The organism is Amycolatopsis kentuckyensis (assembly GCF_041679295.1).
Classification (GTDB): domain Bacteria; phylum Actinomycetota; class Actinomycetes; order Mycobacteriales; family Pseudonocardiaceae; genus Amycolatopsis; species Amycolatopsis kentuckyensis_A.
In genome coordinates this window covers 279,930-304,580 of the sequence record NZ_JBGDMD010000011.1, presented here as the reverse complement: position 1 = coordinate 304,580, position 24,651 = coordinate 279,930, and the positions used below count along the sequence as shown (strand labels likewise).

General features: G+C 70.8%; 24 protein-coding genes. 13 read left to right on the top strand and 11 right to left on the bottom strand.

Going from position 1 to position 24,651, the window contains the following annotated elements; translation table 11 throughout:
* Positions 1 to 48 precede the first annotated feature (48 nt).
* The 3 genes from ACERZO_RS39675 to ACERZO_RS39665 are packed head-to-tail and all read left to right on the top strand — an operon-like array spanning position 49 to position 3,781.
* Positions 49 to 786 carry a DUF1775 domain-containing protein gene (locus ACERZO_RS39675; protein WP_372671156.1) on the top strand — a complete coding sequence of 246 codons (738 nt, stop codon included), beginning with the start codon at positions 49 to 51 and terminating at the stop codon, positions 784 to 786.
* Positions 783 to 2,405, top strand: a complete 1,623-nt coding sequence (locus tag ACERZO_RS39670; RefSeq protein WP_372671155.1) for a copper resistance CopC family protein — start codon at positions 783 to 785, stop codon at positions 2,403 to 2,405. The genes ACERZO_RS39675 and ACERZO_RS39670 overlap by 4 nt, the downstream gene beginning before the upstream one ends.
* Positions 2,406 to 2,434: 29 nt before the next feature.
* Positions 2,435 to 3,781 carry a PepSY-associated TM helix domain-containing protein gene (locus ACERZO_RS39665; RefSeq protein ID WP_372671154.1) on the top strand — a complete coding sequence of 449 codons (1,347 nt, stop codon included), beginning with the start codon at positions 2,435 to 2,437 and terminating at the stop codon, positions 3,779 to 3,781.
* On the opposite strand, the gene ACERZO_RS39660 is transcribed toward ACERZO_RS39665, so the two are convergent.
* From ACERZO_RS39660 to ACERZO_RS39640, 5 genes are all read right to left on the bottom strand, one after another.
* Entirely contained in the window at positions 3,762 to 4,589 is an 828-nt protein-coding gene (locus ACERZO_RS39660) for a carbon-nitrogen hydrolase family protein (RefSeq protein ID WP_372671153.1), read from the bottom strand. The genes ACERZO_RS39665 and ACERZO_RS39660 overlap by 20 nt on opposite strands.
* A gap of 223 nt (positions 4,590 to 4,812) precedes the next feature.
* Positions 4,813 to 6,066 carry a PucR family transcriptional regulator gene (locus ACERZO_RS39655; RefSeq protein ID WP_372671152.1) on the bottom strand — a complete coding sequence of 418 codons (1,254 nt, stop codon included), beginning with the start codon at positions 6,064 to 6,066 and terminating at the stop codon, positions 4,813 to 4,815.
* 54 nt (positions 6,067 to 6,120) lie between these two features.
* Positions 6,121 to 6,384, bottom strand: coding sequence for a hypothetical protein (locus ACERZO_RS39650; RefSeq protein ID WP_372671151.1), 264 nt, complete (start codon positions 6,382 to 6,384; stop codon positions 6,121 to 6,123).
* Positions 6,385 to 6,492: 108 nt separating this feature from the next.
* Positions 6,493 to 6,702, bottom strand: a complete 210-nt coding sequence (locus ACERZO_RS39645; protein WP_372671150.1) for a hypothetical protein — start codon at positions 6,700 to 6,702, stop codon at positions 6,493 to 6,495.
* Positions 6,703 to 7,116: 414 nt separating this feature from the next.
* Positions 7,117 to 8,049 (bottom strand): LysR family transcriptional regulator, encoded by a 933-nt coding sequence (locus ACERZO_RS39640; RefSeq protein ID WP_372671149.1) that lies wholly within the window; start codon positions 8,047 to 8,049, stop codon positions 7,117 to 7,119.
* 89 nt (positions 8,050 to 8,138) lie between these two features.
* On the opposite strand from ACERZO_RS39640, the gene ACERZO_RS39635 reads away from it, so the two are divergent.
* The 5 genes from ACERZO_RS39635 to ACERZO_RS39615 are packed head-to-tail and all read left to right on the top strand — an operon-like array spanning position 8,139 to position 13,058.
* A complete protein-coding gene (locus ACERZO_RS39635) occupies positions 8,139 to 9,293 on the top strand; it encodes an acyl-CoA dehydrogenase family protein (RefSeq protein WP_372671148.1) in 1,155 nt (384 codons plus the stop codon).
* On the top strand, positions 9,290 to 10,072 hold the full coding sequence (locus ACERZO_RS39630; protein WP_372671147.1) for an HpcH/HpaI aldolase/citrate lyase family protein: 783 nt from the start codon (positions 9,290 to 9,292) through the stop codon (positions 10,070 to 10,072). Before ACERZO_RS39635 ends, ACERZO_RS39630 begins: the two co-directional genes overlap by 4 nt.
* A 24-nt stretch (positions 10,073 to 10,096) precedes the next feature.
* Complete coding sequence (locus ACERZO_RS39625) at positions 10,097 to 11,242, top strand: CaiB/BaiF CoA transferase family protein (protein ID WP_372671146.1); 1,146 nt, start codon at positions 10,097 to 10,099, stop codon at positions 11,240 to 11,242.
* The gene (locus ACERZO_RS39620) at positions 11,239 to 12,036 is read left to right on the top strand and encodes an FAS1-like dehydratase domain-containing protein (RefSeq protein WP_372671145.1); all 798 of its coding nucleotides are present in this window, start codon (positions 11,239 to 11,241) and stop codon (positions 12,034 to 12,036) included. Before ACERZO_RS39625 ends, ACERZO_RS39620 begins: the two co-directional genes overlap by 4 nt.
* Positions 12,033 to 13,058, top strand: a complete 1,026-nt coding sequence (locus tag ACERZO_RS39615) for a zinc-binding dehydrogenase (RefSeq protein ID WP_372671144.1) — start codon at positions 12,033 to 12,035, stop codon at positions 13,056 to 13,058. The genes ACERZO_RS39620 and ACERZO_RS39615 overlap by 4 nt, the downstream gene beginning before the upstream one ends.
* Here ACERZO_RS39615 and ACERZO_RS39610 read toward each other — a convergent pair whose 3' ends face one another.
* The 4 genes from ACERZO_RS39610 to ACERZO_RS39595 are packed head-to-tail and all read right to left on the bottom strand — an operon-like array spanning position 13,059 to position 17,630.
* Positions 13,059 to 14,348: an MFS transporter gene (locus ACERZO_RS39610; protein ID WP_372671143.1), complete on the bottom strand. Its 1,290-nt coding sequence runs from the start codon at positions 14,346 to 14,348 to the stop codon at positions 13,059 to 13,061.
* A 12-nt stretch (positions 14,349 to 14,360) separates the two neighbouring features.
* Positions 14,361 to 15,503 carry a M20 family metallopeptidase gene (locus ACERZO_RS39605; RefSeq protein ID WP_372671142.1) on the bottom strand — a complete coding sequence of 381 codons (1,143 nt, stop codon included), beginning with the start codon at positions 15,501 to 15,503 and terminating at the stop codon, positions 14,361 to 14,363.
* Positions 15,500 to 16,699 (bottom strand): dipeptidase, encoded by a 1,200-nt coding sequence (locus tag ACERZO_RS39600; protein ID WP_372671141.1) that lies wholly within the window; start codon positions 16,697 to 16,699, stop codon positions 15,500 to 15,502. The genes ACERZO_RS39605 and ACERZO_RS39600 overlap by 4 nt, the downstream gene beginning before the upstream one ends.
* A 25-nt stretch (positions 16,700 to 16,724) precedes the next feature.
* Positions 16,725 to 17,630 carry a CapA family protein gene (locus tag ACERZO_RS39595; RefSeq protein ID WP_372671140.1) on the bottom strand — a complete coding sequence of 302 codons (906 nt, stop codon included), beginning with the start codon at positions 17,628 to 17,630 and terminating at the stop codon, positions 16,725 to 16,727.
* Between the two features lie 124 nt (positions 17,631 to 17,754).
* Here ACERZO_RS39595 and ACERZO_RS39590 point away from each other — a divergent pair, with 124 nt between their 5' ends.
* Complete coding sequence (locus tag ACERZO_RS39590; RefSeq protein ID WP_372671139.1) at positions 17,755 to 18,558, top strand: IclR family transcriptional regulator; 804 nt, start codon at positions 17,755 to 17,757, stop codon at positions 18,556 to 18,558.
* Here ACERZO_RS39590 and ACERZO_RS39585 read toward each other — a convergent pair.
* On the bottom strand, positions 18,533 to 19,360 hold the full coding sequence (locus tag ACERZO_RS39585; protein WP_372671138.1) for an alpha/beta fold hydrolase: 828 nt from the start codon (positions 19,358 to 19,360) through the stop codon (positions 18,533 to 18,535). The two genes, ACERZO_RS39590 and ACERZO_RS39585, sit on opposite strands and share 26 nt — an antisense overlap.
* A 101-nt stretch (positions 19,361 to 19,461) precedes the next feature.
* Here ACERZO_RS39585 and ACERZO_RS39580 point away from each other — a divergent pair, with 101 nt between their 5' ends.
* Positions 19,462 to 20,613, top strand: a complete 1,152-nt coding sequence (locus ACERZO_RS39580; protein WP_372671137.1) for an oxidoreductase — start codon at positions 19,462 to 19,464, stop codon at positions 20,611 to 20,613.
* 94 nt (positions 20,614 to 20,707) lie between these two features.
* Here the strand turns inward: ACERZO_RS39580 and ACERZO_RS39575 are convergent, their stop codons facing one another.
* Positions 20,708 to 21,502 (bottom strand): IclR family transcriptional regulator domain-containing protein, encoded by a 795-nt coding sequence (locus tag ACERZO_RS39575; RefSeq protein WP_372671136.1) that lies wholly within the window; start codon positions 21,500 to 21,502, stop codon positions 20,708 to 20,710.
* Positions 21,503 to 21,626: 124 nt separating this feature from the next.
* Between ACERZO_RS39575 and ACERZO_RS39570 the strand changes: the two genes are divergently transcribed.
* From ACERZO_RS39570 to catA, 3 genes are read left to right on the top strand one after another with little or no spacing between them, the layout of a single operon-like run.
* A complete protein-coding gene (locus tag ACERZO_RS39570; protein ID WP_372671135.1) occupies positions 21,627 to 22,181 on the top strand; it encodes a flavin reductase family protein in 555 nt (184 codons plus the stop codon).
* Positions 22,182 to 22,208: 27 nt separating this feature from the next.
* A complete protein-coding gene (locus ACERZO_RS39565; RefSeq protein ID WP_372671134.1) occupies positions 22,209 to 23,765 on the top strand; it encodes a 4-hydroxyphenylacetate 3-hydroxylase family protein in 1,557 nt (518 codons plus the stop codon).
* 15 nt (positions 23,766 to 23,780) lie between these two features.
* On the top strand, positions 23,781 to 24,626 hold the full coding sequence (gene catA / locus ACERZO_RS39560; RefSeq protein ID WP_372671133.1) for a catechol 1,2-dioxygenase: 846 nt from the start codon (positions 23,781 to 23,783) through the stop codon (positions 24,624 to 24,626).
* The last annotated feature ends 25 nt before the right edge of the window (positions 24,627 to 24,651 follow it).

The following is a 24,651-nucleotide window of genomic DNA, read 5'->3' as shown; positions in this document are numbered from 1 at the left end:
GGCCGGGGTTCGCACCCGGCCCCGGGCCCCGCCGTCCGAGGAGATCCCATGGCGCACCGCAGTTCCCTGTTCGCGTTGCTCACGGCCGTGCTGGGCGTGCTGGCACTGGCGCCACCCGCGGCGGCCCAAGTGTCCATCGTGCCCGATCGCGTCGACGGCGGCGGTACGCACACCTTCGCCTTCCGGCTGGCCAACGAGCGCACCGACACGAAGTCCACCCGCCTCGAACTGCTTTTCCCGCCCACCCCGCCGGTCGCCTACGTCAAGGTCGACGCGCCGCCGGGGTGGACCGCCACCGTCCGCCCGCGGCCGCTGAACCCGCCGGTCGAAGCCGGCGGCACGGTGGTCCGCGAGGTCGCGGACACCCTCGTCGTCGAAGGCGGTGCGGTCGCGCCGAGGCAGTTCGAGCAGTTCCTCGTCACGATGGGGCCGCTGCCCGCCGACGGGAGGCTGCTGTTCGAGGCGACGCAGACGTTCGCCAACGGAACGGTCGCGCACTGGAACCAGGCGACTTCGCCCGCTCCGGCGATCACCTTCGGCGCCGGACCGGTGGCACCCGCCGCCGAACCCGGTGCGCAGCAACAGCTTCCGGCCGTCGACGACGCCGCGGTCCCGATGGACCAGGTGCCGCAGAGCACGAGCGGGCCGCCCTTCGCCGTGCTGTGGGGAGCCTTCGGCCTCGCGCTCGTCGTGATCGGGGTCGTCGGGTACCGGGCCCACCGCCGCCGGTTGCACGCGCCCGCGCCGGAACCCGAGTCGCCACGCGCCGAGGTGGGCGTCGAATGACGGCGGTGAAAGAGCGTCCTCGCGTTGCGCCGCCGCGGTCGCGCGCCGGTGCCGGCCGGTTCGTCGCGCTCCTGCTCCTGGTCGCCGCCTGCTGGGGCGCGCTGCTCGCCGTGACCCCGGCGGTGACCGGGGATCCGGTGCTCCTGACGACGTCCCCGGGCAGCACCGAAGTGGTCAAGTCGCCCGACGCCGTCGTGCTGACCTTTGACCGCCCGGTGCCGGCCGCGCTGGCCACCGTGCGCGTCCTCGACCCCGACGGCAGCCAGGTCGTCTACACGCGACCGTCCCATCCGGACGGTCGCGACGACGCGATCTCCGTGCCCATGCCGGCGGAGCGGCACGAAGGCACCTACGCCGTGGCGTGGATCGTGCCGTCGAGCCGGCTCGAGCCGGTCAGCGGCTCCTTCACGTTCGACGTGTCCTACCCCATCCAGCCGGACGGCGTGCCCGAGATCGAGACGACCCGCGACCCGGTCGTGGCGGCCGTCCACCTGACGGCGCGGACACTGGCGGTCGCGGCGATGGTGCTGCTCACCGGTCTCGCGTTCTTCGCCGCGGCGATCGGGCCCGCCGCCGCGCGGACCCGGGCCACCCGCCGGCTGGTCAAGACCACCTGGTGGCTGCTGGCCGGCGGAACGCTGGTCGCCTTGGTGTCGTTCGGGCCGTACGCGGCGTGGGTGCCGTGGCGCGACGCGTTCGACCCGCGGCTGCTGGCGGGTGCTTTCGAGTCCGGCGCCGGGGGAGCGCTGCTCGCCCGCCTGGCCACGCTCGTCCCCGCCACGCTCGGTCTCGCGCTGCTGGTGAAGAGCCCGCCCGCGGCCACGGCCGGCGACCGGCGGTTGCGCGGCGCGGCGGTGCTGGGCTGCGCGGCCGCGGTCCTCGCCACCTGGACCTTCGCCGACCCACGGCCGCCCGGCGCCCCGCCGGTGCTCGCGCTCGCCGCGGACATCGGCCTCCTCGTCGCCCTCGCGGTTCCGGCCGGTGGCCTGGTGCTGCTGCGCTACCCGGTCGCCCGGCACCGGCACACGGTCTCCCGGTTCGCGCGGTCGGTCGCCGGGTGCGCGGCGCTGCTCGCCGTCGCGGGCACCGCGCAAGCCTGGTTCGGGCACCGGCTCGGCTGGCTTCCCGCCGGCGCCCTCGCGCTGGCGGCGGCCCTCGCCGTCCTCGCCTGGCTCGTGGCGCGGCATCCGGTGAAGGCGCGCCGGATCGCCGCGGTGGCGGGTTCGGCGGTGCTGAGCACCGCGGCCGCCGCGACGCTGCTCGCGCTCGATCCCGGCCGGAGCGCGCACGCGCAGGGCCCGGCGGGTCGGTCCCCGGCGGCGATCCGGCAGCAGGCCGCGCCGACACGGCTCGCGTACGACACCGGCGCGCTGGACCTCGTCGTCATCCCGGCGGCCGGCCGGCTCGACGTGCTCGTGTCGGTGCTGGCCCCGCAGAGCGCCGACACGACCGTGACCGCCGCGCTCGGCCCCACGCCGGTGCCGCTGGACCGCGCCGGAGCCGGCTACTGGACGGGGCAGGCGAGCGCGGCCGGACCCGGCCGCTGGGAGCTCGCACTGACGCTGCGGGCCGGGGACGGCCGCACGCAGACCGTCAAGCAGCCCATCGACGTGAGATGAACGCCCCTTCCAGCCGTGCGGGAGCCGCCTTGTCTTCGACCCCCACCGTCCCCTCGCACCGGGCCACCCGGCCGTCACCGCGACCGCGCCTGAGCACCGTCCTCCAGCTCGTCTCCCGGCGGCTGCACTTCCTGGCGGGCATCGTCGTCGCCCCCTTCCTCGCGGTGCTGTGCCTGACCGGGCTCGTGTACGTGTTCAGCCCGCAGATCCACGACAGCCTCTACCGGGCCGACCTGCACGTGAACCACGTCGGTGAGGTGCGCCGCCCGCTCGCCGACCAGGTCCGCGCGGCGCTCACGGCGCACCCCGAGGCGACGCTGAAGTCCGTCCTCACGCCGCCCGCCGCCGACCGCACGACCCGCGTGGTGCTGGCGGTCCCCGGCCCGCCCGGGGACCGCACGGTGTTCGTCGACCCGTACACCGGCCTGATCAACGGCGAGCTGAGCACGGTCGAGAACCGGCTGCCCGCCAACACGTGGCTGCGCCGGCTGCACAGCAACCTGCAACTGGGCGAGCCGGGCCGGCTCTACGCCGAGCTCGCCGCGAGCTGGGTGCCCCTCGTCGCCGTGGGCGGCGTGATCCTGTGGCTGGCCCGTACCCGCCGCAAGCGCCCGCTGCGCGAAGTGCTCCTGCCCACCACCCGGGACAAGACGGGCTGGACCCGGCTACGCGCGATCCACGGCGCCGCGGGGTTGTGGCTCACCGCGGGATTGCTGGTGGTGGCGGTCACCGGACTGCTCATGAGCCAGTTCGCGGGCGGGCGCGCGGACGCGTCGACCGACCCGATCCACTTGCGTGCCCCGGTACTGGCCGCGGCCCCGGTGCCGGTCCGGCCGGGCGCGGAGCCGATCGGCATCGACCGCGCGGTGGCGGCCGCCGAGGCCGCGGGGCTGAGCGGCGAGCTGGCCGTGGCCGTACCGTCGCGGCCGGACGCGCCCTACACCGCCACGGAGGTGGCGGAGGGACTGCCGATCCACCGCGGTGCGGTCACGATCGACCCGTACACGGCGGAGGTGACCGAGCGGATCGGCTGGAGCGACTACTCGTTGCCCGCGAAGCTCAGCGCCCTGGCGACGGAGTTCCACACCGGCACGTTGTTCGGACTGGCGAACCAGATCGTCCTCGCGCTGGTGGCGGTCGCGACGCTCGTGCTGCTCGCGCTCGGGTACCGCATGTGGTGGATCCACCACCCGTACCAGGGGCGGTGGACGTCGTTGCCGCGTCCGGTGTGGCGGCAGCTGGCCGGTGGCCCGCTGATCGCGGTGCTGCTCGGGATCGCGGTGCTGGCGTGGGTCCTGCCGCTCATCGGCGCGAGCCTGCTGGTGTTCTTGGTCCTCGACGCTCTGCTGAGCCGGGTCAAGCGACGCTCGGCGTAGCGCCCTTCCGCTCCTCGAGGTGATCGCGGACGCGGCGCACCGCGGCGATTTCCCCCTCGACATCCAGCTCGGCGACGACGAGACCGGCCCGGGAACCGGTTCGGGCACGGGTGGTGCCGTCCGGGCCGACGATCTTGGCCAAGCCGAGGTACCGTGTTCCGTTCAGGACACCGGCTTGGTTGGCGGAGACGAAAACCACCTGGTTTTCGGCTGCCCGGACGCAGTCGTAGACGTCGAAGAGCCGCGCCTGGCGATCGCGCGCGAGTGCCGGGGCTCGGCTACCGGTCGCCCACGAACACAGGCAGGCGACGATTTCGGCACCATCGACGGCGAGGCTGCGGGCGGGTTCGGGGAAAGCCTTCTCGTAGTCGAGCAGCATGCCGACCCGGCCGGCGGGGGTGTCGAAGGCGGCGAACCCCCGGCCCGGCTGCCGGTGCAGCGCCTCGGCCGCGGAGAGGTGCACCTTGCGGTGCCGGCCGAGCACGCCGTCGCCGGACACGCACGCGGCAACCGAGTACCGCTCGTTTCCCCGGCCCGCTTCGGTGTAGCCGAAGCACACCACCATTTCCGCGGCCAGCGCCGTCACCGCGCGCACCTCGGGTCCGTCCGGGTCGAGCGCCGGTGCCAGGTGCTCGGGATCGGAGCGGCCGAAGTCGGCGAAGGAGCCGCCGAGCGTGCCGTCCGGCAGCACCAGAACCGCCGCTCCGGCCTGGCGGGCTTCCTCGATCAGCGCGGCGACGCGCGCCGTGCCGAACGTGAGGTCGCGGCCGAAGTGAGCGGCGACGGTGGCAATCCGCGATAGCCTCATCCGGTCCTCCTGGTGCTGTCCGGTCAATGATGCCGAAACACATGACCGGCAGGTCACAAGGTTGTTTTTCGTGGATTACCGGAAACGGATCCGTTTGGCGGGAAAGGCAAATACCTCACGCGACGCGCTGAAGCGGAAGGCATTTACGAGGAGGCGAAGTCCTGGTGAGACTGCCTGTGTCCGCATTGACGGCCGGGAGGGCTGGGGCACCTATTTGCCGGCTTCACGGTTGAAAAGAAAGCAGTGCTCGACCGACGTGCCGGCAGAGTTTGAGCGCCAGCTCGATCTCGAGCCGCCGGTCGGCGATCGGGTGGCCGAGCAGCTCTTCCGCCTTCCGCACGCGGTACTGGACCGAGTTCTTGTGCATGGACAGCGTGGTCGCCGCCGCGGTGTAGCTACCACCGGTCGTCAGGAAGACCAGCAGGGTCTCCCGCAGGCGATGGTGCTGTTCGTCGTCGGTGGCCAGTTCGCCGAGGACGCCGGTGACCCAGCTGCGCGTCGCCGGCAGGTCCGACGTCATCAGGGCCAGTGTGCCGACATCGCGGAAGGTGAGGCAGTGATCGGGGTGGTCACCCGCGATCGCGGCGAGGGCGTGCACCCTGCCGGCCTGTTCGTGGCTGTCGCGGAAGCCGGCAACGCCGTCGCCAGGGTCGCCCAGCGCCATCCGAACACCTGGGGCGACGGTCTGCGCGACGCGGCGGATGAGGTCGTCGTCGAGGGTGGTTCCCGCTGCCAGCGGGAACCACGCCCACAGGCACTGTTCGTCCGCCGGAACGATCAACGGGGCTGCCGACGTGGGCAGGTGCTCCGCGATCGCCCGTGTCATCGATTCGAGTGTGCGAGGCTTGGCAGCCGTCTCGTCGAACCAGACGACAGCCGCGAGGTGACGTCCGCGTAGCCGGTAGCCGAGCGTCTTTTCGGCCGAGTCCACGTCGACGCGGTCACTGCCGAGCAAGTCCCGCACTCGCGCCGCGCGTACCGCGCTGCGATCGAGCAGCCAGTGCTCTCGTTCGTCTTGGTAGGCGGAAACGACTTGCTGCGTCACCCGGTCGATGAAGGCGAAGGCGCCGGCCATGTACCGCTCGATGACGGCGCCCAGCATCTCGCTGTCGACCGACTGCTTGATGGCTTCGGCGGGCACATGGGCGATGAGAGTGCTCTGGGCGAGGAAGTACGCCCGGATGAGGTCGATGACGGGGGTGCCGCGTTGCGCCAGCCGCCGAGCGTATTCGATGGCCGCGGCGGGCGCCCGGACTTCGCCGGGGTCGATGCCGTGCCGGAAGACTCGAAGGACGGTGTCGAGGTTCTGCAGCAGGCTCGCCGAAAGCAGGTTCACGACGGCTTCGTCGTCGTAGACGAGGTTCGGCAGCTCGCGGGTGTAGACCTTCACGACTTCGGCCGTGAGGTCGCCGGCCCGCGCGATGAACCCGTCCGCGATGCGTTCGACGTGCGCCGTGACGGCCGATTCGTCGATCATCCGGGCATGCTACCGCCGCGGTGGCCACGGGCGGACCAAGAGAGTGATCGCAGGTTACCGGAGCAACTGACTGAGCGGGTGGATGAGGTATCGAAGTGAGTAGGCCTCCCACACCGCCCCGGCTGTGAGAAGCACGAGTGCCGGGAGTGCCAGCAGGCCGATCCTCTGTACACCTCGGACGTATCCCTGGCGTCGGTTCTTCGCATCGATGGTGTGTGGAAACAGCCAGTACCTGCCCAGGAGAAGGGCGCCGAGCAGAAAAAGCACGTAGGCTTGCAGCTCGATGACGACGGTCAGCGAGTGGGGGATGAGAGCCACCCACCCCCTGGGGGGAGCTCGGAACGATCGTGATTCCGGTCTCGACCGCCCAGTAGCCGAAGAACGCGAGCCCCGAGAAGGGCACGATGACCGACGGCAACACGATGGTCAGCAGCTGAGCCGGAAGACGTTGACGCCGAGAATCATGAGCGCGAACAGCGGCGGGGTGTTTACCAGCCGGCGCACCAACTCGCCGGTGCCGTTGTCCTCCAATGCCGTGGCTTGCCCCGCGACGAGGTCGGGGAAGAGGAGCCCGATCACGAACCCGATGACCAGGAGGCCGTACGCCAGCGCGTTGACGATGAGGTAGGCGCGCATATTCTCGCGGATGATCCGGAAGGGTCGCCGCCAAAACGGCAAGTGTGCGGGACGCTCGGAAAGAGCCGGACCAGATGTCATGCTCTCCATTTCATGCCGTCGGTTGCCGAACGTGCAGTGCTGCGGTGTCATCCGAAGATGTGACACCAGGTCACTACCCGGGTCGTGCGATGGCGATCATGGTGAAAGACCATGAAGATCCTCGACCTTGTGCTCAACGCGATCATCGTCCTGTCCGCGACAGTTTTCCTCGCCTACCTCGGGTTCTACTACTTCGACTACGGCCTCTTCACAAAGCTCCCGGAGACGGTCACGGGGTTCTTCATTCGCAATGGAGCGCTGCAATATGTAGCGCTGGCCCTGGTCGTCGCGGCACTGATCGCGAAGGTCCGGTTGAGTCGTGCGATCAAGCGGTCACCCGGCCTGAGCCACGCTGGCGGTCGGCCAGGTGCCGTCCTCGACCAGCCGGCGGGTGACCTGGACGATCTCGGTGGCGGCGACCTCGGCGGCGGGCGGGATGCGGCCGGCTCGCGGCAACGCCAGGACGATGGTGCGGGAGATCGCGGGATCGACGATCGGGCCGCCGAGCAACCGCCCCGCTGCCACGTCTTCGGCGACGCCGGCGGCGGGCAGGACGCTCCACCCGGTGCCGACCGCCACCAGTTTCTTCTGCACCGGCATCGAGTTGGTCTGGCACACGATCGTGGGCGCCGCGGCCACGGCGCCGAGCGCTTGGTCCACGAGGGTGCGCAGGCCGTGTCCCGCGACCGGCAGGATGAGCCGGTTCTCGCACACCTGCGCCCAGGTGATCGCCTCGCGGCCGAGTCCGGCGTCGGGGGGAGCGATCGCCCACAAAGCTTCGCGCAGCAACGGGGTGACGGCGATCGACGGCGTCGAATCCAGGTTGTAGAGCAGGCTCATGTCCACCGAGCCGTCGTCGAGCCACTGCTGCAGGTGACCGGAGAACGCGCTCAGGATCCGCACCTCGATACCCGGGTGACGCCGCCCCAGTGCCGCCACCAAGGGCGCGGCCACGAGTTCGACGGTGCTCTCGAGCAAGCCGATCGTCACGATGCCTCGCACGTGCTCGGGGTCCGGGCGGATCTCGGCGCGGGCCCGGTCCAGTTCGAGCAGCGCGCGTCTCGCGCGCTCGGCGAAGACTTCACCCGCCGGGGTGAGGGTCATGCCCTGGCGGCTGCGCTCGAAGAGCGGGACGCCGACTTCGTCCTCCAAGGAGCGGATGTAGCGGCTGACGGCGGGTTGCACGACGTGGAGCAGGCGGGCCGCCTTGGTGACGCTCCCGGTGTCGCCCACGGTGACCAGTGCCAAGAGCTGCTTGAGTTCCACTCGTCCTCCTGCCGCTATGCCGGACCGGTCTAGGGATATCACGCATCAGTATTTCCCTCGACTTGTCATCACGATTCAGGATGACAGTCATGTACGAACTCAGCGCAGACGAGACAGCGATCGTCGACGTCGTCCGCGAGTGGGTCGACCGTGAGGTCGAGCCCGTGGTGCAGGACCTGGAACACGCCGACACCTACCCCGAAGCCCTGATCGAGCAGATGAAGCGAATGGGCATCTTCGGGCTCGCCGTTCCGGAGCCGTGGAACGACGCCGGGGTGTCCACCCCGTGCTACGCGGCCGTGACCGAGGAACTCGCCCGCGGGTGGATGAGCCTCGCCGGCGCCATGGGCGGGCACAGCGTCGTCGCCAAGCTCCTGCTGCACTACGGAACCCAGGCGCAGAAGGACCACTACCTGCCGAAGCTGGCCACCGGGGAGATCCGGGCCACCATGGCGCTCACCGAACCCGGCGGCGGCTCCGATCTGCAGGCCATGCGCACCGTGGCCCGGAAGGACGGGGACGGCTACGTCGTCAACGGCGCCAAGACCTGGATCACCAACGCCCGCCGGGCGCACCTGGTGGCGCTGCTGTGCCTCACCGACCGCGACGCCGAGCCGAAGCACCGCGGCGTCAGCATCCTGCTGGTCGAGAAGGGACCCGGCTTCGAGGTGTCCCGCGATCTGCCGAAGCTCGGCTACAAGGGCGTGGAAAGCTGCGAGCTGTCCTTCACCGACTTCCGCGTGCCCCGCGGTTCGCTGCTGGGCACCGTCGAAGGCGAGGGGTTCGCGCAGATGATGCGGGGGCTCGAAATCGGCCGCATCCAGGTGGCGGCGCGAGCGCTCGGCGTCGGCGGCGCCGCCCTCTCGCGCGCGATCCGCTACAGCCAGGAACGCGAAAGCTTCGGGCAGCCGATCTGGCAGCACCAGTCGATCGGCAACTACCTGGCCGACATGGCGACCGGGCTGACCGCGGCCCGGCAGCTCGTCCAGTACGCCGCCCGCCGGTACGACTCCGGCGAGCGCGCGGACATGGAGGCGGGGATGGCGAAGCTGTTCGCCTCCGAGACGGCCATGAAGATCGCGCTCGACGCGGTGCGGATCCACGGCGGCTACGGCTACTCGACGGAGTTCGACGTCGAGCGGTACTTCCGCGACGCGCCGCTGATGATCGTCGGCGAGGGCACCAACGAGATCCAGCGGAACGTCATCGCGCGTCAGCTCATCAAGCGCAACCCCGTCCGATGAGCCACGCGGCCACTTGGCTCTTCGTGCCCGGCAACGTCCCCGGGCGCTTCGCCAAGGCGGCGGCCGCGGGCGCCGACGCCGTCGTGATCGATCTCGAAGACGCGGTGCGTCCCGAGGACAAGGACACCGCTCGGGTCGAAACGCGCCGCTGGCTGACCGGCGGCGAGGCCTGGGTCCGCCTCAACGCCGCCGGCACGCCGTGGTTCGACGCGGACGTCGACGCCGTCGCGAGCGGGCTGCTCGGCGTGCTCGTGCCCAAGGCCGAAGACCCGGCGGCCTTGGCCGCGTTGTCGGCGCGGCTGGGCACCGCGGTGGTGGCGCTGGTCGAGACCGCGGCCGGGCTGCACCGCGTGCACGATGTCGCCACCGCGCCCGGGGTGACCCGGCTGGCGTTCGGCGCGCTCGACCTGGCCGCCGACCTCGGAGCCGACGACACCGCCGAGGCGATGCTGTTCGCGCGAAGCACGATCGTGCTCGCCTCCCGGGTAGCCGGCCTGCCGGCGCCGATCGACGGCGTCACGACGGTCGTCGACGACGCCGACGCTGTGACCACGGCGGCTCGCTACGCCCGCAGCCTCGGCTTCCGCGGCAAGCTCTGCATCCACCCGGCCCAGATCGGGCCCGCGGCACGGGGTCTGGCCCCCGGCGCGGACGAAATCGCGTGGGCACGGCAAGTACTCCAGGCAGCTGACGGGTCGGCGGGCGCGGTCGCCGGTCCTGACGGACGAATGATCGACAAGCCCGTGCTCGACCGGGCCCGTGCCGTCCTCCGGCCCTGAAGTGCCGGCTACGAAAGGCTTTCCATGCTCCCTCTCGAAGGCACGACCGTCGTCGCGCTGGAACAGGCGGTCGCCGCTCCCTTCGCGACCCGGCAGCTCGCCGACCTCGGCGCCCGCGTCATCAAGGTCGAACGCCCCGGCGCCGGGGACTTTTCCCGCGGTTACGACCGGACGGTCCACGGCGACTCCAGCTACTTCGTGTGGCTCAACCGCGGCAAGGAGTCGATCGAGCTGGACATCAAGGACGCGACCGACCGCCGGGTGCTCGACGCGATGATCGCGACCGCCGACGTCGTGGTCCAGAACCTCGCACCGGGTGCGGCGGGCCGCCTCGGCCTCGACGCCGCGACCCTGCGCGCGACCCGGCCCGACCTCGTTCACTGCTCGATAACGGGCTACGGTCCCGGCGGACCGTATGAGGCGAAGAAGGCCTACGACCTGCTGATCCAGTGCGAGGCCGGGCTCGTCACCGCCACCGGCACGCCGGAGCAGCCGAGCAAGGCCGGGATTTCGATCGCGGACATCGCGACGGGCATGTACGCCTACTCGGGCATCCTCACCGCGCTGCTGCGCCGAGCCGCCACGGGCGTCGGCGCGACCGTCGAGGTCGCCATGCTCGACGCGCTGGCGGAGTGGATGGTCCAACCGGCCTACCACGCGGTCTACGGCGGTTCGGAAACCCGCCGGACCGGGGCGAAACATGCGTCGATCGCGCCTTACGGTCCTTATCAGACCGGAGACGGCAACCAGGTTTTCCTGGCCGTCCAAAGCGATCGTGAATGGGTGCGGTTGTGCCGGGACGTGCTCCGGCGCCCGGAGCTGGCCGACGACCCGCGGTTCGCCCACAACCCGGAACGCGTTGCCCACGACGACCTGATCGGGCCGTTGATCGAGGCGGCTTTCGCCGCGTTCGACGCTGACCAGGTCGTCGCACTGCTCGGCGAGGCCGGGATCGCGTGCGCCCGCCTGCGCCGGCCGGGTGAGCTCCTCGATCACCCGCAGCTCGCCGGGCGTGCTCGCTGGCAGCCGGTCCAAGCCCCTGGTGGTGCCGTCCTGGCCTTGCTGCCGCCGGTCGACATCGACGAAGTCGAGCCGGTGCTGGGCCCGGTGCCCCGGCTCGGCGAGCACAACGACGCCCTCCGTGCCGAATTCGAGGAGGTCGCCTCGTGACCGAGCGCACCGAAGTGCTGCAACCGGAGCCCGCCGTCGCGCTGGCCGGGCTGCTCGGCGTCGATCTGCCCGACCTGGAGAACGACGGGCTGCCCCTGCTGTGGCACTGGGTCTACCTGCTCGACCGGCCGCACCAGGCCGATCTCGGGCCGGACGGCCATCCCGTGCGCGGGGTCGACCCGGCGCCGGGTCGCCGGCGCATGGCGGCCGGAGGCCGGGTCACCCGGACCGGGCCGCTGGTCGTCGGCCGGGCCGCGACCCGGCGCACCGAAATCGTGTCGACGACGGACAAGGAGGGCCGTTCGGGCCCGCTGACCTTCGTGGTCGTCCGGCACACCATCAGCCAGGACGGCGAAGTGAAGGTCGTCGAGGAACAGGACATCGTCTACCGCGACGCCGCCTCCACGCCTGTCTCGGCGACGGCGGCCACGTCAGTGCCGGTCGAGGCGGACGAGCGGGAGTTCCCGGTCGACCCGACCGTCCTGTTCCGCTTCTCGGCGTTGACCTACAACGCCCATCGCATCCACTACGACCGCGACTACGCCCGGGAGGTCGAGGGCTACCCGGGGCTGGTCGTCCACGGCCCGCTGCAGGCGCTGGCCATGGCGGAAACCGTCCGCGAAACGGGGGCGGCGGCCACCGCGATCGGCTACCGCGTCGTCGCGCCGTTGTTCGACCACCAAGGTCTGGTGGTGCGCGCCACCAGCGGCGGGGTTTCCGTTCGTGACCACAGTGGCCGGCTCACCGCCACCGGCCAGGTCGAAACGCTTACTGGAGAAGGGAAAGCACGATGAAGGCCGCAATCGTGAGGCAAGCCGGCGTCGTCGAGATCGACGACGTGCCGCGTCCCCCGCTCGGCGCGGGGGAGGTCCTGGTCCAGATCCGAGCCGCCGGGCTCAACCGCGCCGACGTGCTCGTCCGGGACGGGAAGTTCGCCGAACAACCGCCGTTCCCGATCATCCTCGGGGTCGAAGGCGCCGGAGACGTCGCGGCGGTCGGCAGTGCGGTCACGAACGTCGAGGTGGGGCAACGCGTGGTCCTGCTGCCCATGCTCGGCTGCGGCGCGTGTGACGCCTGTCGGTCCGACGTGGACAGTCGCTGCCGCGAGCTGAAGTTCCTCGGCGAGCACACCGACGGCACGTACGCCGAATACCTCGCCGTCCCGGCCCGCAACGCCGTCCCCGCACCCGAGTCCCTGACCTACGTCGACCTGGCGGCGAGCCTGCTCGCGTACTTGACGGCCTGGCACATGCTGGTGACGCGCGGCGGCCTGCAGCCCGGTGAAACCGCGCTGGTCGTCGGTGCTGGGAGCGGCGTGGGTACGGCCGCGGTGCAGCTGGCCGCAGCTCTCGGCGCGCGGGTCATCGCCACCACCGGCACCGAAGACAAGCGAGACCTGCTGCGGGGAATCGGCGCCGACGAAGTCGTGAACTACCGGCAGGTGCCCGGATTCGGCGCAGCGGTTCGCTCGCTGACGGACGGGCGGGGCGTCGACCTCGTCCACAACTCGGCGGGCGGGACGACCATCCAGGAGTCCATCCGGGCGCTGCGCCCCGGTGGCCGGCTGATCGGCATGGGCTCGCACTCCGGCCCGCGCGCCGAGATCGACCTGTACAGCCTTTACCGCCACGAGATCGACTTTCGCGGGGCGCACGCCGGGGACCTCCGTGAAGTCCCCGACGTCCTCGCCTGGCTCGCCGCGGGGAAGGTGCGTCCCGCGGTCGATTCGGTGTTCCCCCTGGCCGACCTGGTCCGGGCTCACGAACGGCTGGTGAGCCCGGACCGCTTCGGCAAGGTGGTGCTGACGATCGGCTGATCAGTCGATGGCCTTGTCCTTCGTCTCGGGCATCGTCAGGTAGACGACCAGGCCGATCGCGGCGGCGATCGCGCAGTACAGCCACACCCACGACCCGAGCCCGTGGGTGGTCAGCCACGTCGTGAGGTACGGGACGGTGCCGCCGAACACCGCGACCGACAACGCGTAGGGGAGACCGATGCCGGTCGCCCGTACCTCCGGGGGGAACTGCTCCGCCATGACGGCCGCGACGTTGGCCGAATAGCCGAGCAGCAGGACCAGCCCGGCGACCTGGACGAGGAGCAGCAGCCGGAAATCACCGTTCAGCAGCCGGAACGCGGGCCACGCGAGCAGCAGGAAGCCGCCGGCGAACGCCACCAGGGTGGGCTTGCGGCCGATCCGGTCGGACAGCATCCCGGCGAACGGCAGGAGGACCACGAAGGTGACGAGCCCGATGACGTTGGCCAGCAGCGCCTGGTTGAGCGGGAGGTGCGTGGACACGGCCGCGTAGGTGGGCAAGTAGGTCAGCCACATGTTGTAGAGCACGACGCCGGCGATGTTCAGGCCGAAGACGCGCAACGCCGCTTTCGGGTGCTCCCGGAGCATCGTCACCAGGGCGTTGCTCCGGGGACCGCGGGTGCGGTGGAACGAAGCCGTTTCCTCCACCGAGCGGCGCAGCCAGAGCCCGATGAGCCCGAACAGCGAAGCGACCACGAACGCCAAGCGCCAGCCCCAGCTGTCCACCGCCTGCCGGGGCAGCACGGAGGTGACGATCGCGCCCATACCCGAGGCGATGAGGATCCCGGCGCCGACCGAGACCTGCTGCCACGAGCCCGCGAACGCGCGGCGGCCGGGGCCGGCGGACTCCACGAGGAAGGCCGACGCCGAGCCGAATTCGCCGCCGGCGGCGAAGCCCTGCGCCATCCGCGCGAGCACCAGGATGACCGGCGCCACGAGGCCGACCTGGGCGTAGGACGGCGAGACCCCGATGACGAACGTCGCCGCCGCCATCAGGCCGATCGTGAGCACCAGGCCCTTCTTGCGGCCGTGCCGGTCGGCGTAGGCGCCCATGATCGCGGCGCCGATGGGCCGCACGACGAAACCGACGGCGAAGACGGCCAAAGTGGACAGCAGCGCCGCACTGTCGTTGCCCGGCGGGAAGAAGTGGTGCGCGAAGACGGACGAGAACGTCGTGTACACCGCCCAGTCGATGAACTCGACGGCGTTGCCGATGCTGCCGGCGACGAGCGCCCGGCGGTTGCCCCGTCCGGTCGCTGCCGCCGGGGCCGTGCTGGTCCGAGTGGGTTCCATGGTCGTACTCCCTCAGTTCCCGGAGGCCGTCAGCCGGGCCCGGATCGGTGCGGACCGGGCGATGTCTGCGATCGTGAGCGCCATCGCCAGTCCGCCGTCACGGACGAACCGGTCGCCTTCCGCCCCACCGGCCGCGGCCGCGAAGGCGGCGGTGTGGTTGCCGTCCTCCGCCGGGAGGTCGAACGACAGCATCGGGTGCAGCGCGGGGAGCACCTGCGAGACGTTGCCCATGTCGGTCGAGCCGAAGAGCTTGTCCGGGTAGTCCGGGAACGTGCGGCCCAAGGTCTTCGCGTGGGTCTCGAACAGCGCGGCCAGGTCCGGGTCGTGCCGGAACTCGCGGTACAGCGACGGCTGGGTGGTGAAGTCCACAGTGGTCCCGGCCGCGAGCGCGCCGGCTTCGAAGCACCGGCGGACCCGCGCCCACACCTCGTCGACTTCCGCGATGGTGTCGCAGCGGATCATGCACTCGGCCACGACCCGGTCGGGGATGACGTTGACGGCCGAACCGGCTTCCTGCACCACGCAGTGGACCCGGACCCCGTCACGCAGTTGCTGCCGCAGCAGTCCGATGGCGGTCTGCGCGACCACCACCGCGTCGGCGGCGTTCAGCGCGTTCCACGGCCGCGACGCGTGGCCGCCGCGGCCGGTGTAGTCGATCCGCCACGACCGCGAGGCCCGGAACTGAGGACTGACGACGTCCTTCAGCGACGGGTGCACCATCATGGCCGCGTGCGTCCCGGTGAAGACACCGCGGTTGACCATGATCTCCTTGCCGGTGCCGCGTTCCTCCGCCGGCGTGCCGAACACCTTGAGCGTCAGCCCCAGATCGTCGGCGCACGGCGCCAGGGCCAGGGCCGCGCCCACGGCCGCCGCGGCGATCGTGTTGTGCCCGCAGCCGTGCCCGATCCCGGGGAGCGCGTCCATTTCGGCGCAGATGCCGAACACCAGCTCGCCGGACCCGACCGAAGCCACGAACGCCGTGGGCAGGTCCGCCACCGGCTTCTCGACGGCGAAACCGTGCCGCGCCAGGACATCGGTGATCGCGGCCGAGGTCCGGTGCTCCTCGAAGGCGAGCTCCGGGTCGGCGTTGATGGCGTGCGACAGCGCCAAGACGTCGTCGAGGTGCCGGGCGAAAGCGCTTTCGATACCGGTCATCGCCACACCTCGGTCAGCAGTCGCAGGATGTTCCCGCCGAGCACGGCGGTGATTTCGTCGTCGCGGTACCCGTGCTCGACGAGCCAGCCGGCGATGTTGCGGAAGTTCTCGGTCGGGTTCTCGAGCCCGTCGACGTGGCTGACCCGCTCCCACTCGAGGTCGCCCGCGTCGAACACGGTGGACGAGCCGATCACGTCGGAGATGGCCTTCTGGAAGGCGGCGTGGTCGCCGTAGAGCGTGTCCGGGCCGAACGCGACGTGCTCGATGCCCATCACCTCGACGGCGTGGGTGAAGTGGTCCATCACCGACTCGATCGACTGCGCCCGGTGGTCGTAGGACAGGGTCGTGTGCGGCGCCGCCTCGATGCCCAGGACGCCCCCGCGTTCCGCGCACGCCTTGAGGACTTCGTCCGGTTTCATCCGGGCGATGGGCCAGACCGCCCGCGCACCGGCGTGCGTGATCGCGAGCGGCTTGGCCGACACCTCGATCGCGTCCAGGCTCGTCCGGTCGCTCGCGTGGGAGACGTCGATGAGCATGCCCACGGCGTTCATGCGCTCGACCGCACGCCGGCCGAAGGCGGTCAGGCCGCCGTCGAGCTGCTCCTTCTGGCCGCTGCCGAGCGTGTTGGCCTCCGCGTAGACCAGGCCCATCTGCCGGATGCCCAGTCCGTAGAGGACGTCGATGCGGTCCAGCTCGTTCTCGATCATCCCGGCGGACTCGGTGCCCATGACGAAGGCGACGTGCCCGGCGCGCTGGGCGCCGAGGATGTCTCCGACGGTGCGGGCGACGACGACACCGTCCTGGTGGGCGAGGTCGGCGAGCCGCAGGCCGAGCGTCGTGATCAGGTCGTCCCACTTCCAGCCCGCCCGGCGGGTGCTGCCGATGACGCCGAACCAGTTGTCGAAGACCGCGGTCAGGCCGGCCCGGCGCAGCTCGGCGAACGCGGTGAACTCGTGCTTGGCGCGCAGGAAGGCGGGGGTGTCCGCGAAGTCGTCCGGCAGCAGCTGCGGGTGGTCGTGGAAGCTGATGGTGACGTTGTCCGCCAGCAGGCGCTCGACCCGGGCGTCGTCCGAACCGGCGGTGAAGCGGCTTCGGCGGGCGCTCGGATCGGCCAGTTCGACGGCGGGGAAGTCGGCTCCGCGCCGGAGGTAGGGGAATGACTCGTAGTCGTCGGGTTTGGCGGCGGGGCTGTACATCGAGACGCTCCTGGGTGGTCGGTGGCTAGGCGGTGGCAGCGCGGCGAACGGTGCCGTCGTCGTCCACGACGACGGCCGGGTCGAGGTCCCTGGACGCTTCGGCGTTCCAGCCGTCGCACCAGTCGAAGACGAAGTTGCCGGTCGAGTAGAGGATCAGCCCGTTCCGGTAGAACTCCGCGGGGTGCAGGCAGTGGGGGTGGTGGCCGATGACGAGGTCGACGCCCGCGTCGATCAGCCGCCGGGCCAAGGGCTGCTGGTACTGGGCGAGCGGCCCCTGCGCGGCGGGCAGGTAGCAGTGCGGAACGCCCCAGTGCAAGGCGACGACGACGAAGTCGTTGTGCCGCTTCGCTTCCCGGACGAGGGCTTCGGCTGTCTGCACATCCGGCTCGTGGGCGCCGGAGTGGACGAACGGCGGCGTGCCCGGTGTCTCGTCCAGGAAGCCGCTGTCGTATTCGAAGGACTGACGCACCCGGATGGCGGCGATGCCCGCGCGGTCCGCGGTCGCGTCGAAGCCGCGCGGTAGCGCGCAGCAGAAGCTGAAGAACGCCAGGCTTTCCGCGCCGGCCGAGACGACGCGGGCGCGCGTCGCTTCGGCGCGCGTCTCGCCGAAGCCGGCGTGGCCGACTCCCGCCGCGTCCAGCGCGCGGACGGTGTCGCGCATCCCATCGGCGCCGTAGTCCAGCGCGTGGTTCATGGCCAGGGACACCAGGTCGAACCCGAGGGCGGCCAGTTCCGCGGCGCCCGACGTCGGAGCCCGCATGGCGACCAGCTTTTCCGCGCGCTGACCTCGGCCGGTGAGCGGGACTTCGAGATTGCCGATCGTCAGGTCGCCGCCGCGCAGGAGCCCGAACGCCGAAGCGCCGGGGTCCGCCCCACCGGGGCGGCGGGGCCACCCCGAAACGACGACATCGCCCACGACAGTCAGATCCATACGAACTCCGTTCCGTACTGTGGCACGCTGTGCCGCAGAGTAGACCGACGCTGGCGGCGTTGTAAAGAAACGGCTGTGCCGGGATGAGGTACGGCAGTGCGCTCGGTGGTACGGTCGTGGCCTCATGAGCACCCCTGGCGACGGCGGCGAACCGGACAAGCCGACCAGCAGCATCCGGTCGATGAACAGCGTGCTGAGCACGCTTCGCGTCTTCGAAGAAGTCGCGGTGCGCCAGCCGATCGGCGTCTCGGAACTGGCCCGGGTGACGGGCATCCCCAAGAGCTCGGTCCAGCGCTGCCTGGTCACCCTCGAACAGGCCCGCTGGCTCCGGATCGTGGACCGGGAGCACGCGCGGTGGGGCGTCACGATGAAGGCGCTCGTGCTGGGTCTGCGCAGCGCGGGCGAGCAGGACCTGCGCGAAGTGGCGACGCCGGTCATCAAGGGGCTGGCCGCCGAGACCGGCGAGACGGTGCTCCTCGGCCTGCGCGACGGCGCCGAGTACCTCATCGTCGCGCGCGAAGACAGCACGCAGCTCGTCCGCGTCTTCATGGAGATCGGCACCCGGGTGCCGCTCGGGGCGAGCTCGGGCGGCGTCGCGATCCTCGCCCGCCTCGAACCCGACGAGGTCGGCGACCTCCTGCGGGCCGAACCCCGGGAGTTCGAGGGCGCGCCGCTGCTCGGCCCCGACGAGCTGCGCGAGGAGATCGCGCGGACCGCCGGGCGCGGCTACGCCGTCAACATGTCGTCGTGGTACCGCCCGCACGTCGCTTCCCTCGGCGCGGCGGTCACCAACGCGGCCGGACGACCCATCGCGGCGGTCACGCTGAGCATCCCGGAAATGCGGTACCAGCCCGCACGGGAAGAGCAGCTGGCGAAGAAGGTCGTCGCGGCCGCGGACGAGATCAGCCGCCTGCTCGCGTCCCCGTGACGGCCCGCGCGCGCACGACGCCGGCGATGAGCGCGGCCGTCCCCTCCGGTGACTCCACCGGGAAGTGGTGACTGCCGAGGTCGACGAGCACCACGTCGACGCGGCCCGTCAGCCGGTCGAGGGCTTCCTGGGTGACCAGGTCGCGCACGCCGAACACGGTGATCGGCTGCTGTACGTCGGCGAGTGCCTCGTCCATGTCCCAGGCGACCAGGCCCTCGAACGCCCGGGTCCCCGCCGGCTGCCGCACCGCGGCCATCTTGGCGAAGTGCGCGTCCTTGAGCGCCGGGTCGGTGCCCGGGGGCGAACCGGCTTCGACCATGGAGCGGACCAGCCCGGCGAAGTCGTCCCGCAGCGGTCGCAGCAATCCTTCGGCCTCATCGTCGCTCATGGCGCCGAAGAGGAAGAGGTAGTGCAGGGCGTCGAGCGCGACGATGTGCCGGACCCGCTCGGGACGCAGCCGGCCGGTCTCGACCGCCACTGCGCCGCCCAGTGAGTGTCCGGCGACGACGCTGTCGGTCACCCCTTCGGCGTCGAGGACCGCGGCGACGTCGCGCGCGAACTCCTCGATCGTCCAGGTGCCGCGCGCCGAACGCGATTCGCCGTGCTCGGCGAGGTCGACCGCGAGCACGCGGAACTCGTCCGGCAGGAACCGGGTCAGCGCGTCGAAGTCCGTCCGGTTGCACGCCCAGCCGTGGACGAAGACGACCGTGGGTCCCTCGTCCGGTCCGCTGATCGAATACCGGATGGACGTCTCGTCCGGTCGGTGGACTTCGCGGCTGTCCATCACCCGGTTCGTCGCCATGTCTGCTCCCTGTGCCACTATGCGATACGACGTTTCGTCGAGTAGCATGACGGTAAGTGCGCTGTGTGGGCATGTCAATCGCCGAGTGAAGGAGAAGCGGGATGCCGCCGACCCTGTTCAGCCCGATCGAGATCCGCGGGGTGCGCCTGCCGAACCGGGTGGTCGTGTCGCCCATGTGGCAGTACTCCGGAGTGGACGGTCGCCCGACGCCGACGCACACCGTCCACTATGGACGCCTCGCCGAAGGCGGCGCGGGGCTGGTCATCCAGGAGGGCACGACGGTGGACCGGCGCGGCCGCGGCACGGCGGGCGACCTCGGTCTCTGGGAGGACAGCGTGGTTCCGCTCTACGCGCAGCTCGTGGAGGTCGTCAAAGCCGGTGGCGCCGTGCCGGGTATCCAACTGATCCACGCCGGTCGCAAAGGGCGCCGGAACCCGCCGTGGGTCCCCGGCACGCCACCACCCTCCGCTGACTGGCCGCTGCTCGCGCCCAGCGCGGTCCCCATGGGACTCGAGGGCTCCGACACCCCGGTCGAAATGACGCTGCGCGACATCGAAGAGACCGTGGCGGCTTTCGCGGACGCCGCTCGACGGGCGGACGACGCGGGGTACGAAGTGCTCGAACTCCAGGCGGCCCACGGCTACCTGATCCACAGCTTTCTTTCGCCGCTGGCGAACCGGCGCACCGACCACTACGGCGGGTCAACGGAGAACCGGTTCCGGTTCCTCGTGGAGATCGTCGACCGCATCCGGACGGTCTGGCCGGACGGAAAGGCGCTTTTCGTCCGCCTTTCGTGCGTCGACGTCGAGTGGACGATCGACCAGACCGTCGAGCTGGTCGGGGAGTTGCGGACCCACGGCGTCGACGTCATCGACTGCAGCTCCGGAGGGATCACCGGGCTGCCGTACGCGGGCTTGGAAACCGGCTACGGCTACCAGGTGCCCTACGCGCACCAGATCCGCGAGCGGACCGGAAGCCCGACGATGGCCGTGGGGCACATCGTCCGTGCCGCCCAAGCCCAGTCCATCATCGAGCACGGCCGGGCGGACCTGGTCGCGCTCGGCCGAGAGCTGCTCTACAACCCGAACTGGCCGCTGGACGCCGCGCGCAAACTGGGCGTGCCCGATCCCTACGTCCGCGCCCCGGCGCGCATTTCGCACTGGCTCGGCAAGCGGGAGCAGAGCTTCCCGGGATTCGTGCCGTCCACCGAGGGCGGGCCGCCCCTCGGTGCTCGAACAGCCGGAGGGCGCTGAGCCGGATCGCCCACGGAGCCACCCGGGGCTCGCGAAACGGCGCACCACCGGACTGGGCCACGGGGCATCTTGCGCGACTGCGGCGCGGCACTGCTCAGAAGAATCCTTCGCGGCCGCTGCCAGGTGCGACGCGGTGCCCGAGGTCGGCGCTGATCCGCGCGGCCGTGCGCACCACCAGGGGCACCACCTCCTGGCGCAGCTTCTCGACGTCCGACCGGCCACTCGACGTCGACGACGCCAACGCCGCCACCACCGCTCCGCTCGCGTCGCGCACCGGTGCCGACACCGAAAGCAGGCCTTCCTCGAGCTCCTCGGCGACCAAGGACCAGCCCTGGTCCTGCACGGTCCGCAACGCCTGGCGGAACTTCTCCCCGTCGGTGACCGTCCGGGGTGTGAACCTCGGCAACCCGGCCGCCACCACCTCGTCGACCAAGGCCGGTGGGGCCCAGGCCAGCAGCACCCGGCCCATCGACGTCGCGTGCGCCGGCACGCGGGTGCCGATCGAGACGTTGATGCTCATGATCCGCCGCACCGGCACGCGGGCGATGTAGACGACTTCGGCGCCGTCCAGCGCGGCCAGTGACGCCGACTCGCCGGTCTCCTCGGCGAGGCTCAGCAGCCTCGGCTGGGCGGTCTCGATCATGGCGTGCGAGGCCGAGTAGTGCTGGCCGATGCTGAGCACGCGCGGGGTCAGCGACCAGCGTGGGCCGTCGCCGCGGACGTACCCGAGCCGTTGCAGCGTAAGGAGGATCCGCCGGACGGCCGGGCGGGACAGGCCGGTCGCGGACGCCAGTTCGGCGAGCGTCGGGTTCGCGCGCTCGGCGTCGAACGCCATCAGCACCGCGAAACCCCGCTCGATGCTCTGGATGAAGTCGCGGTCGGTCTCCATCACTCCATCCTTCCGCACCCGTGCCGGGGACCCCGTCTTGACAACGCGGACCCGCCGGGGGACTCTCCTTAACGTGTCCGCATAGCGTTCATTATGTACGCACAGCGTACAGGAGGTATGGGCAATGACGCTCGACCAGCGCGAAATCCGCAACGCCTTCGGCCGGTTCGCCACCGGCGTCACGGTGGTGACGTGCCGCAACGACCAGCGCGAACCACATGGGGCGACGGTGAACGCCTTCACCGCCGTCTCGCTGGAACCGGCCCTGTGCCAGGTGACGCTGACGCGCCGGTCGAAGGCCTGCCGCTACCTGGAGGGCGCGCCGTTCGCCGTCAACGTCCTCGCCGCGGACCAGCTCGACACGGCCTGGCACTTCGCCGGCCGGCCCCAGGACCAGGCGCCGGCGTGGGCGGAGGGAGTGGTGGCGCCGGTGCTGACCGGCACCGCGGCCACCATCTCATGCCGTCCGTGGCGCCTCTACGACGGCGGTGACCACCTCATCGTCATCGGCGAGGTCGTGCACCTCGAAACCAGCGACGCCGACCCGTTGCTGTTCTTCGCCGGCGGGTTCCGCGAACTGGGCCCGCGCGGTCACGCCCACTGGTCGGCCTCGGTCGACTGCCCCGACCTCGGCTGGTTCGGCGCCGCCGACTTCGCCCCCTTGACCACCGCTTCCTGAACCGTTCACCGACGAAGGGTTTGCCCGATGACCATCCAAGAGCACGACGCGCCGGCGAAGGTGCGCACGACCCGGCCGATGACCGGCGACGAATACGTCGAGTCCATCCGCGACGGCCGGGAGGTGTTCATCTACGGGGACAAGGTCGACGACGTCACCACGCACCCCGCGTTCCGCAACTCGGTCCGGATGACCGCCCGCCTCTACGACGCCCTGCACGACCCGGACCAGCAGTCGGTGCTCACCGCGCCGACCGACACCGGCAGCAGCGGTTTCACCCACCCGTTCTTCCGCACGCCGAGGTCCGAAGAGGACTTGTTCGCCGACCGCGACGCGATCGTCGCGTGGGCGCGGATGACGTACGGCTGGATGGGCCGCAGCCCGGACTACAAGGCCGCGTTCCTCGGCACCCTCGGCGCGAACTCCGACTTCTACGAGCCCTTCGCCGACAACGCCCGGCGCTGGTACGCCGAGTCGCAGGAAAAGGTCCTGTACTGGAACCACGCGATCATCAACCCGCCGGTGGACCGCGACCGCAACCCCGACGACGTCAAGGACCTCTTCATCCACGTCGAAGAGGAGCGCGACGACGGCCTGATCGTTTCCGGCGCCAAGGTCGTCGCGACCGGCTCGGCCATCACCAACTACAACTTCATCGCCCACTACGGCCTGCCGATCAAAAAGCGCGAGTTCGCGCTCGTCTGCACGGTGCCGATGGGCGCGCCCGGCATGAAGCTGATCTGCCGCAACTCCTACTCGAACGTCGCGGACAAGACAGCGAGCCCGTTCGACTACCCGCTTTCGAGCCGGTTCGACGAGAACGACACCATCTTCATCCTCGACAAGGTGAAGATCCCCTGGGAGAACGTCTTCATCTACGGCGACGCCGAGAAGGCGAGCACGTTCTTCCCGGGTTCGGGATTCCTGCACCGCTTCACCTTCCACGGCGTCGCGCGGCTGGCCGTCAAGCTCGACTTCATCGCCGGGCTGCTGATGAAGGGGGTGGAAGTCACCGGCACCAAGGACTTCCGCGGCATCCAAACCCGCGTCGGCGAGGTCATCGGCTGGCGCAACCTGTTCTGGGCGCTCTCGGACGCGATGGCCGCCAACCCGGACGAGTGGAAGAACGGCGCCGTGCTGCCGCACCTGGACTACGGCCTGGCCTACCGCTGGTTCATGACGCTCGGCTATCCGCGCATCCGCGAAATCATCATGCAGGACCTGGGTTCCGCGCTGATCTACCTGCCGTCGTCGGCGAAGGACTTCGGCTCGCCGGAGATCCGGCCCTACCTCGACCAGTACGTCCGCGGCTCCAACGGGTACGACTCCGTCGAGCGCGTGAAGCTGATGAAGCTGATCTGGGACTCGATCGGCAGCGAGTTCGGCGGCCGCCACGAGCTCTACGAGCGCAACTACTCCGGCAACCACGAAGGCGTGCGCGCCGAGCTGCTGTTCGCCGCTCAGCAGTCCGGCTCGGCCGAGGCGATGAAGGGCTTCGCCGAGCAGTGCATGGCCGAGTACGACCTCGACGGCTGGACCGTGCCCGACCTCTACAACCCCGGCGCCACTTCCCTTTCCCGCTGACGAAGGAAACGCACGATGACCACCACCGAACACGTACCCACCGCGGCGGGCTCGGGCAGCTCCGCCAGCGCGGCCTTCCGCGCGGCCGCACGGACCACCCACGACGTGCCGCCCGAACGCGTCGACGAGGTCGCCCGCGCCGTGTTGCGCGGCGTGCACCAGGCGATCCGCGACCACGACGTCACCTACCCGGAGTTCCAGGCCGCGAAGCAGTGGCTGATGGACGTCGGCGAAGGCGGCGAATGGCCGCTGTTCCTCGACGTGTTCGTCGAGCACGTCGTCGAGGAGGTCGCCGCCCGGACCCAGGACGGCACGAAGGGCAGCATCCAGGGCCCGTACTACCTGCCGGATCAGGAAAAGCTGCCGTGGCAGGCAGTCTTGCCGATGCGGCCGGACGAAAAGGGGACACCGCTGGTGTTCGCCGGGCAGGTCCGCGATCTCGACGGCCGTCCGGTCGCCGCGGCCGAGCTCGACATCTGGCACGCCGACGACGACGGCTACTACTCGGGCTTCGCGCCGGACATCCCGGCGGGCAACCTGCGCGGCGTCGTCGTGACCAACGGCGAGGGCCGGTTCGAGATCACGACCGTCCAGCCGGCGCCGTACCAGATCCCGACCGACGGCCCGACCGGCAGGCTGATCGCCGCCGCCGGGTGGCACGCGTGGCGGCCCGCCCACCTGCACCTGATGGTGCGCGCACCGGGCCACCGGACGATCACCACGCAGCTGTACTTCCAGGGCGGCGAGTGGCTCGACAGCGACGTCGCCGAAGCCACCAAGCCGGAACTCGTGCTCGACCCGCGGCCGGCCGGCGACGGCCGGCTGCGCGCGACGTACGACTTCGTGCTGGAACGCGCCTGACGTCCCGCTTCTCTTCTGCCGAAAC